Annotated in this window: 10 protein-coding genes, 2 pseudogenes and 1 other annotated feature; of the genes and pseudogenes, 3 read left to right on the top strand and 9 right to left on the bottom strand. The window is 42.2% G+C overall.

The features are described from left to right. The 5 genes and pseudogenes from SORDD27_RS02455 to SORDD27_RS02435 form a co-directional block, all read right to left on the bottom strand. Positions 1–286 (bottom strand): annotated as a pseudogene (locus SORDD27_RS02455) (glutamate-5-semialdehyde dehydrogenase); the annotation flags it as partial. A 9-nt stretch (positions 287–295) separates the two neighbouring features. After that, positions 296–1405, bottom strand: a complete 1110-nt coding sequence (gene proB, locus SORDD27_RS02450) for a glutamate 5-kinase (protein ID WP_061427125.1) — start codon at positions 1403–1405, stop codon at positions 296–298. A 99-nt stretch (positions 1406–1504) separates the two neighbouring features. Further along, on the bottom strand, positions 1505–2404 hold the full coding sequence (locus SORDD27_RS02445) for an RluA family pseudouridine synthase (RefSeq protein ID WP_061427123.1): 900 nt from the start codon (positions 2402–2404) through the stop codon (positions 1505–1507). Continuing rightward, positions 2388–2855, bottom strand: a complete 468-nt coding sequence (gene lspA, locus SORDD27_RS02440) for a signal peptidase II (protein WP_061427121.1) — start codon at positions 2853–2855, stop codon at positions 2388–2390. The genes SORDD27_RS02445 and lspA overlap by 17 nt, the downstream gene beginning before the upstream one ends. After that, entirely contained in the window at positions 2852–3760 is a 909-nt protein-coding gene (locus tag SORDD27_RS02435; protein ID WP_061427119.1) for a LysR family transcriptional regulator, read from the bottom strand. The genes lspA and SORDD27_RS02435 overlap by 4 nt, the downstream gene beginning before the upstream one ends. Between SORDD27_RS02435 and SORDD27_RS10110 the strand changes: the two are divergent. After that, positions 3753–3824, top strand: a pseudogene (locus SORDD27_RS10110) (AraC family transcriptional regulator); the annotation flags it as partial. The gene SORDD27_RS02435 and the pseudogene SORDD27_RS10110 sit on opposite strands and share 8 nt — an antisense overlap. Positions 3825–3989: 165 nt before the next feature. Here SORDD27_RS10110 and rpmA read toward each other — a convergent pair. The 4 genes from rpmA to SORDD27_RS02415 form a co-directional block, all read right to left on the bottom strand. Further along, positions 3990–4283 carry a 50S ribosomal protein L27 gene (gene rpmA, locus SORDD27_RS02430; RefSeq protein WP_000916509.1) on the bottom strand — a complete coding sequence of 98 codons (294 nt, stop codon included), beginning with the start codon at positions 4281–4283 and terminating at the stop codon, positions 3990–3992. Positions 4284–4299: 16 nt separating this feature from the next. Continuing rightward, the gene (locus SORDD27_RS02425; RefSeq protein WP_000613697.1) at positions 4300–4644 is read right to left on the bottom strand and encodes a ribosomal-processing cysteine protease Prp; all 345 of its coding nucleotides are present in this window, start codon (positions 4642–4644) and stop codon (positions 4300–4302) included. Between the two features lie 15 nt (positions 4645–4659). After that, entirely contained in the window at positions 4660–4974 is a 315-nt protein-coding gene (gene rplU, locus SORDD27_RS02420) for a 50S ribosomal protein L21 (RefSeq protein ID WP_000109141.1), read from the bottom strand. Positions 4975–5008: 34 nt separating this feature from the next. Further along, positions 5009–5129, bottom strand: a sequence feature (ribosomal protein L21 leader region). A gap of 64 nt (positions 5130–5193) precedes the next feature. After that, positions 5194–5880, bottom strand: a complete 687-nt coding sequence (locus tag SORDD27_RS02415) for a YoaK family protein (protein ID WP_025171012.1) — start codon at positions 5878–5880, stop codon at positions 5194–5196. Positions 5881–6036: 156 nt separating this feature from the next. Here SORDD27_RS02415 and SORDD27_RS02410 point away from each other — a divergent pair, with 156 nt between their 5' ends. Both SORDD27_RS02410 and SORDD27_RS02405 read left to right on the top strand, forming a co-directional pair. Beyond that, a complete protein-coding gene (locus SORDD27_RS02410) occupies positions 6037–7014 on the top strand; it encodes a Gfo/Idh/MocA family protein (protein ID WP_061427117.1) in 978 nt (325 codons plus the stop codon). Next, on the top strand, positions 7011–7636 hold a 626-nt coding region (locus tag SORDD27_RS02405; RefSeq protein ID WP_155718883.1), incomplete at its 3' end, for a DEAD/DEAH box helicase family protein. The genes SORDD27_RS02410 and SORDD27_RS02405, both read left to right, overlap by 4 nt.

Genomic DNA, 7636 nt, shown 5'->3' with positions numbered 1-7636 from the left:
CTAGGACCTCACCAATAGGATCTGGTAAAGCAACCACTTCACGAATCCCTCTTGCCATCGCTTCTATACGTCCCTCATCCAAATAAAGACGATCTAGCATAACATCTGAGATTTTCCCCTTGGCCGCTGCCATATCGAGGGCATTTGCCACTAAAATCTCCTCAGTAGCCGCCAATAAATGATCAGCCATAGCTAGCAAGGCTTGGTTTTTCACTGCTTCGCTGGCAGTATTGATTGATTTCTTAACAGCCTGTACCTGTTCGAATTGTTCTTGTGTACTTACCATCGTTCACCTCTAAAATTCTGTAAAGAGCAGCTGGATTTCAGGAGTGATGGAAATCCAGTCATCACGGTGAATCAAGACTCCCTTAGCTTTTTGAGAACGGAGCATATCTTCTAGAGCTGAGACGCCAAATTGGACACGTCCCTTTCCAAGAGATTGACCTGTTTCTTTATCAGCCACTGTTACAATATCGTGGTAAGAGAAGTTTCCTTCCACTTCTACCACGCCTGATAAAAGGAGACTTTTCCCGTTTTTTGAAAGTGCCTCTGCAGCTCCACCATCTACCCAAATCGTTCCCTGACTTTGAGCATAGAAGGCCAGCCATTGTTTCTGGGTACGAAGTCCCTTCTCTTGCGCAACAAAGAAGGAACCATCCCTAGTTTCTTCAGCTGCCTCAATCAGGGCATCTGATTTCAAGGAGGAGCAGATATAGACTGGTACCCCTGACTCCGTCGCAATAGTTGCAGCTTTGATTTTTGTCAGCATACCCCCAGTACCGTTTGACGAACCTGCCCCACCAGCCATATCAATAATCTCACGATTGATAGTCTCGATTTTCTCCAAACGTTTGGCTGTTGAATCCGAATTAGGATTGCCAGTATAGAGGCCGTCCACATCAGTCAAGAGAACCAGGAGATCCGCCTGAACCATCGCCGCTACCTGGGCACTCAGAGTGTCATTGTCCCCAACCTTGAGCTCATCAATAACGACACTGTCATTTTCATTGATGATGGGAATTGCACCACGATGAAGCAATACAGACAAGGCCTGGTGGGCATTCTTATAGCGACGTTTATCTACAAAATCATCCTGTGTCAGCAAGATTTGTGCAGAAACGATCTGGCGCATGAGGAGGTTGGTTGTATATTCCTCCAACAAAAGTCCCTGACCAACTGCAGCCGAAGCTTGTTTATCTGCAATCTTGGTTGGACGTTTTTTAAAACCCAAAGCTCCAAAACCTGCCGCTACTGCCCCAGATGACACTAAAATCAACTCATGTCCATCCTCATGCAACATAGCCAATTGCTGGGTAATTGCCTTTACTTTACTCCTTGATAAACTCCCGTCTTCATTTGTCAAGGAGGAAGTCCCCACCTTAAAGACGATTCGTTTGTACTTCATATTCTCACTCCGATTCTTCATATTTATCCATTATAACATGAATACTTTAAAATAGAAAAGACTTGAAATAAAAAGGTTGAGACAGTCATCTCAACTCTTTTATCTATTCTCAGCTTTACGCAATCTTTCCAGCGTTTCCTTAAAAATCTCTGGAATATCTGCTGTAAATTCCAAGGTTTCACCTGTTCTCGGATGGGTAAAGCCTAGAGTCTTAGCATGGAGAAATTGTCCATGTCCTTTCAAAGTCTTACGAGGACCATAGACTTCATCACCAGCGACTGGATGGCCAATATAAGCCATATGAACACGGATTTGGTGGGTACGTCCTGTTTCCAGTTGCAACTCTAGCAAACTATAATCTCCAAAGCGTTCCAAGACTTGAAAACGAGTCACTGCTGGCTTTCCTTTAGCAGTCACAGCCTGTTTCTTACGGTCTTTTTCACTACGGCCAATAGGCGCTTCAATCACACCACGATCATTTGGCAGATTACCGTGAACAATTGCCCAGTATTTACGGAGAGACTTCTTGTCCTTGAGTTCTTGCGCGAGTGCTAAGTGGGCCTCATCATTCTTAGCAATCATGAGGAGACCCGACGTGTCCTTGTCAATGCGGTGAACGATACCCGGTCGGAGAACACCATTGATACCTGACAAGTCCTTGATATGGTACATGAGGGCATTGACCAAGGTTCCACTTGTATGACCAGCACTCGGATGCACCACCATCCCCTGAGGTTTGTTAACAACGGCTACATCCTCATCTTGGTAGATGATCTCGAGTGGCAGATTCTCAGCCACATACTCTAAAACCTCTGGTTCTGGCACATGGTAGGTGACGATATCCCCCTCTTGGACAGTGTATTTGGCTTTCTTGGCTTGCCCATTAACCAAAACTTGTCCAGCCTTGATTTGTTCATTCGCGAGACTGCGTGACAATTCTGTCAGATCTGACAGAGCCTTGTCTAGACGTTGCCCACCAGTTTCAATTTTTATTTCCATTTACTTCCTCTTTAAGCATTGCAATCAATAAAACAATGACACCAACTGTCAAATAGCTGTCAGCCACATTGAAAATCGCAAAGTTGATAAAGTCTAGGTGAAACATATCCACCACAAAACCTTGACTCATTCTGTCGATAAAGTTGCCCAGACCTCCCGCTATTATCAAAGTCAGTCCAAAAACTAACCAGAGAGAATCCTCCATGTGTTTATGTAGATACCAAATGGCACCTACCATGACGACCAGTGTAATGACAGCAAATAACCACTGCTGGTCTTGTAGCATGGAGAAGGCTGCCCCACGATTTTGCAGATAGGTCAAGCTAACGAAATTGGGGATCCACAAACGCACTTCACCCAGTGGAATCTGTTGGACAACATAATTTTTGACCAACTGATCCAACCCAATCAAAAGCAGTACAATGACTGCCACTATTCCTCTTTTTTTCATGATTTCCTCTTTTGATCAAAATATTCTTGCATAACCTCAACGAAAAGAGTCCCAGCTTGGCTAAGCTCCACTTCTTCCCGTTTGACATAGACCATGCGGTTATCTAGATTGTCCTTGAGACGAATGACTGTGATGCCATTGACACTGTCACTATCCAAAAAACCAGATCCAGTTGCATAAGCATCCGTCCGCTCCAAAATACCATTCAAAGTAGCACGGTCCGTCACATTAAACATCTGGGAGCTCGCGCTGGTGTCGACAAAGTTCTCTGAATAGTATAGATACTCATCCTTTTCCTGAGTAAAACGAACCGTTGGTAAATCCACTAAATCCTCCATGACCAATTCCTCTTTCTGTGCTAAAGGATGCCCTTCACGAAGATAAATGTGAGTCTGGAAAGGAATTAGTTCAATAACTTCTAAACCAAGCTTTTCAACCCGTTGCATGATGCCCTTTTTATTTTGGTTGTTGAGATATATAATCCCAATCTCACTGTGTCCTTGAGCTACTTCGTCTAAAATTTGAACTGTGGTAGACTCAAAAATACGAAAGTTCTTGTAGTCAGGATGGCGTTCTGAAAAGGCTGTAATGGTTGGTGGCAAGAAGTCATAGTGCTGACTGGCAATGGAAAATTCATCCTTTTCTTCCTCAGGATTGGCATATTGATTTTGAAAAACATCAAATCCTTTGACCAATTCCTGCGCTTTCTCATAAAATTCCATACCACGACGAGTCAAAAATGTTCCCGAACTCGTCCGACGGAAAATCTTAAAACCAAGCTCTTTTTCCAAATCGCGCACAGAAATAGACAGACTCGGCTGACTAACATACATCTTTTCAGCAGCTTCACGGAAAGTACCACTATTGGCAATGGCCACAACATAGCGTAATTGTTGAATGTTCATCTTTTACCCCCAACTTCTCTATCTGTTCATTATACCATATTTTAGAAGTTTTCCACCTAGGAAAAATAATGTCGCTCACAAAATTCATCTACACTAGTAACAAAGAATTATGGGTATCAAAACAAAAAAATAGGCTCTCCGAAAACTCGGAAAGCCTGATTTTATGCTAGTTCTAGCTTCCTCGCCTTAAAATACCAAGGCTCGGGATAAAAAGGTTCACTGGACCTTTTTATTTTGCGATTGGGTAAACAGAAACTTGTTTCTTATCGCGACCTTTACGTTCAAAGCGTACTACACCTTCAACTTTAGCGAACAAAGTATCGTCTCCACCACGTCCAACGTTTACACCTGGATAGATGTGTGTACCACGTTGACGGTAAAGGATTGATCCACCTGTTACAGTTTGTCCGTCAGCTGCTTTAGCTCCAAGACGTTTTGCTTGTGAATCGCGTCCGTTTGATGTAGAACCTCCACCTTTTTTGTGGGCGAAAAGTTGCAAGTTGTTAAGAGTCATTTTTAACATAATGTTTTCCTCCGTGTTAGTTTTCTGTGATAACTCTGGTTTGGACGAACTCAGAAGAGTTCTCCGATAAGTTTGCCATACCTAAGAAAAATGATTCGAAGAATAACTGGGTCATTTCTCTCTGGTGTGAAGGAAGATCCGCTGGTATTTCAACCTTTAGATAGCCACCTTCATCTTCGTTTAATTCTAAGATTGGTTCATAGCCTGCAAATTTCTCAATGGAATTGATAAAGTTAATGGCAAGCGTAGAAACCGATGCACACACGACATCTAAGCCGTATTCGCCACTTTCGGCGTGTCCAGTAATTTCCGCACTCCTCAGCTCGCCATCTTCGGCTCTCTCAAAGACTGCTTGTATCATGTGTTCTCCTTAAAATTAAGCGTTGATCGCGTTGATGACAACTTTTGTATATGGTTGACGGTGACCTTGTTTACGGTGGCTACCTTTTTTAGGTTTGTACTTGTAAGTAACAACTTTCTTTTGTTTTCCTTGTTTTTCAACAGTTCCAACTACAGTAGCTCCAGCAACAAGTGGAGTTCCGACAACAGTGTTTTCACCACCAACAAGAACAACTTCGTTAAAAGTAACTTCTTGACCAGCTTCAACGTTCAATTTTTCAACGTAAACTGCTTGACCAACTTCAACTTTAACTTGTTTTCCGCCAGTTTTGATAATTGCGTATGTGCTCATTATGCACCTCCTATGATTTTTAGGGTTTCCCCGTATTATTGTGAAGACTCGCCTAGCATCGTGGGACGAACCACTTAAAAGAAGAGCTCTAAGTATAACAAAATTTAAATTTGTTATACAACGAGCAAACGATGTTCGTGCGGTTGCACAGGACTGTGCATAGTCAACTCTTCAAGTATAGCATATCTTCTTTTTTCTTACAAGTGAAATCAATTAAAATTAAGCTTTTTCTTTCCCTTTTTTCCTCCAAAAAGCAAAAAGCATGCTGAAGTAAAAGATACTCATCATAAAAGGAACACCTAGAATTGTCTTCTCCTGATAGTAAATCGTCAAATAAGCTGAAAAAACAACTCCGAAGACAAAACTGCTAAGCAAGCTAACAAAAATCAAGCCCTCTCGTAGAAAAGGCGTATGCTTGGTCCGAAAATAATCTCCAAAAGCCAACATGGTACGTTTGATATTCCCTGTCATAAAAGCATTATTATAGGCAATCCCTGACACTTCTCCAAAGGCAGTTGTCACCAGTCCCATACAAAAGGCCAATGGCGGCACGAGATAGATATTATCAACCGTTTGTGGCACAAAACCTATAATTAGGGACAGGACTGCAAGAGGAATCAAGGACAAAATCGGCTTTTTAACAATTCGAAGTTTTTCCTTATACAAGGTCAGTAAAAATACCCCCATCATAAAGGAAAGTAAGGTCATTACTTTAGCACTGGCATCCGAGACATTTTGTTGAATGAGTCCGACAGAAAGAAAGACGACATTCCCAGTTTGTCCTGCTACTAGGGTATTCCCTCGCACGATAAAGGTATAGGCATCGACATATCCTGCACAAAAGGTCAAAAAAAGCGCTAGTCTCTTAGACTGACGAGATATTTTTCTTATTGGTAATAATCTCATTTTCACTCCCATTTCAGTTTCATTTAGTCATTTCAATATTGTACCACTTTCTTTGAGAAAAGCGTAGTCCATTTGAAAATTTTTACCATCTGTTGGATAGTCCTTCTTTTCTGTGTTATAATGAAGGAAGGATTTGAAGTCGGAAAAGGAGTATCTATGCTTAAATTAGGTGTCATCGGAACAGGTGCTATCAGCCATCATTTCGTAGAAGCAGCCCATGCTAGCGGAGAATACCAGCTGGTTGCTGTCTACTCTAGAAAACTAGAAACTGCCACAACCTTTGCTTCCCGCTATCAGGATATCCAGCTCTTTGATCAATTAGATGACTTCTTTAAGTCTTCCTTTGATGTAGTCTATATCGCTAGTCCAAACTCCTTGCATTTTGTTCAAGCCAAGGCTGCCTTGTCTTTTGGCAAGCATGTCATTCTTGAAAAGCCAGCTGTTACTCAGCCACATGAATGGCTGGATTTGAGACAGACAGCTGAGAAAAATCACTGTTTTATCTTTGAAGCGGCACGAAACTACCACGAGGAAGCTTTTACCACTATCAAAAACTTTTTAGCAGACAAGCAAGTATTGGGAGCTGATTTCAATTATGCCAAGTATTCTTCCAAGATGCCTGACTTACTCGCTGGAAACACTCCAAATGTCTTTTCAGACCATTTTGCTGGCGGAGCTCTTATGGATTTGGGGATTTATCCTATCTACGCTGCTATTCGTCTCTTTGGAAAGGCTCAAGACGCGACCTACCAGGCTCAACAGCTTGACAATAGCATTGACCTAAATGGAGACGGTATGCTCTTCTACCCTGACTTTCAAGTTCATATCAAGGCTGGGAAAAACATCACTTCCAATCTTCCTTGCGAGATTTATACAGCAGATGGAACCTTGATCCTTAACACGATTGAGCATGTCCACTCAGCTATTTTTACCGACCACCAAGGAAATCAAGTTCAACTCCCTATCCAACAGGCTCCTCATACGATGGCTGAGGAAGTCGCAGCATTTGCACAGATGATCCAGCAACCAGACCAGACACTTTACCAGAACTGGCTGGATGATGCAGGTTCTGTTCATGACCTATTATATACCATGCGCCAGACTGCTGGCATTAGATTTGAGGCAGAAAAATGAAAACCAAACTACCTACTGAATGGCAAGAACTAAGTGACCAACTCGGTTTCCAAGAATTCACCCCCATTCAAACTCAACTATTTGAGCCCATTCTTGCTGGAGAAAATCTCCTAGGAGTGAGCCCAACAGGAACTGGTAAGACCCTAGCTTACCTCTTGCCAAGTCTTCTCAGACTACAAAAGAAAAAAGCCCAGCAACTCTTGATTCTAGCACCAAATACGGAACTTGCTGGACAGATTTTTGAAGTATGTAAAACGTGGGCAGAGGCTATCGGCTTGACTTCTCAGCTCTTCTTATCAGGTTCAAGTCAGAAACGCCAGATTGAACGACTAAAAAAAGGACCAGAAATTCTGATTGGAACTCCTGGCCGTATCTTTGAGTTGATTAAATTAAAAAAAATCAAGATGATGAATGTTGAAACCATCATTCTGGATGAATTTGACCAATTGCTCGATGATTCTCAGATTCACTTTGTCGAAAAAATCACTCACTACGCACCTCGTGACCATCAACTCATCTACATGAGTGCGACGACCAAGTTTGACCAAGAAAAGATTGCGCCAAACACGCGCACCATTGATCTCTCTGATCAAAAACTAGACAACATTCAACATTTCTACAT

The sequence above is a fragment of the Streptococcus oralis genome, assembly GCF_001579025.1.
GTDB classification, from domain to species: Bacteria; Bacillota; Bacilli; order Lactobacillales; family Streptococcaceae; genus Streptococcus; species Streptococcus oralis_X.
Note: the sequence above shows the minus strand (reverse complement) of the source record. Positions and strands in the feature narration are given on the sequence as shown.

Coding starts and splice junctions, on each gene's coding strand:
- SORDD27_RS02445 (WP_061427123.1), bottom strand. CDS start 2,404: ATGGAAATAAAAATTGAAACTGGTGGGCAACGTCTAGACAAGGCTCTG.
- SORDD27_RS02435 (WP_061427119.1), bottom strand. CDS start 3,760: ATGAACATTCAACAATTACGCTATGTTGTGGCCATTGCCAATAGTGGT.
- SORDD27_RS02410 (WP_061427117.1), top strand. CDS start 6,037: ATGCTTAAATTAGGTGTCATCGGAACAGGTGCTATCAGCCATCATTTC.
- lspA (WP_061427121.1), bottom strand. CDS start 2,855: ATGAAAAAAAGAGGAATAGTGGCAGTCATTGTACTGCTTTTGATTGGG.
- rpmA (WP_000916509.1), bottom strand. CDS start 4,283: ATGTTAAAAATGACTCTTAACAACTTGCAACTTTTCGCCCACAAAAAA.
- rplU (WP_000109141.1), bottom strand. CDS start 4,974: ATGAGCACATACGCAATTATCAAAACTGGCGGAAAACAAGTTAAAGTT.
- SORDD27_RS02425 (WP_000613697.1), bottom strand. CDS start 4,644: ATGATACAAGCAGTCTTTGAGAGAGCCGAAGATGGCGAGCTGAGGAGT.
- proB (WP_061427125.1), bottom strand. CDS start 1,405: ATGAAGTACAAACGAATCGTCTTTAAGGTGGGGACTTCCTCCTTGACA.
- SORDD27_RS02415 (WP_025171012.1), bottom strand. CDS start 5,880: ATGAGATTATTACCAATAAGAAAAATATCTCGTCAGTCTAAGAGACTA.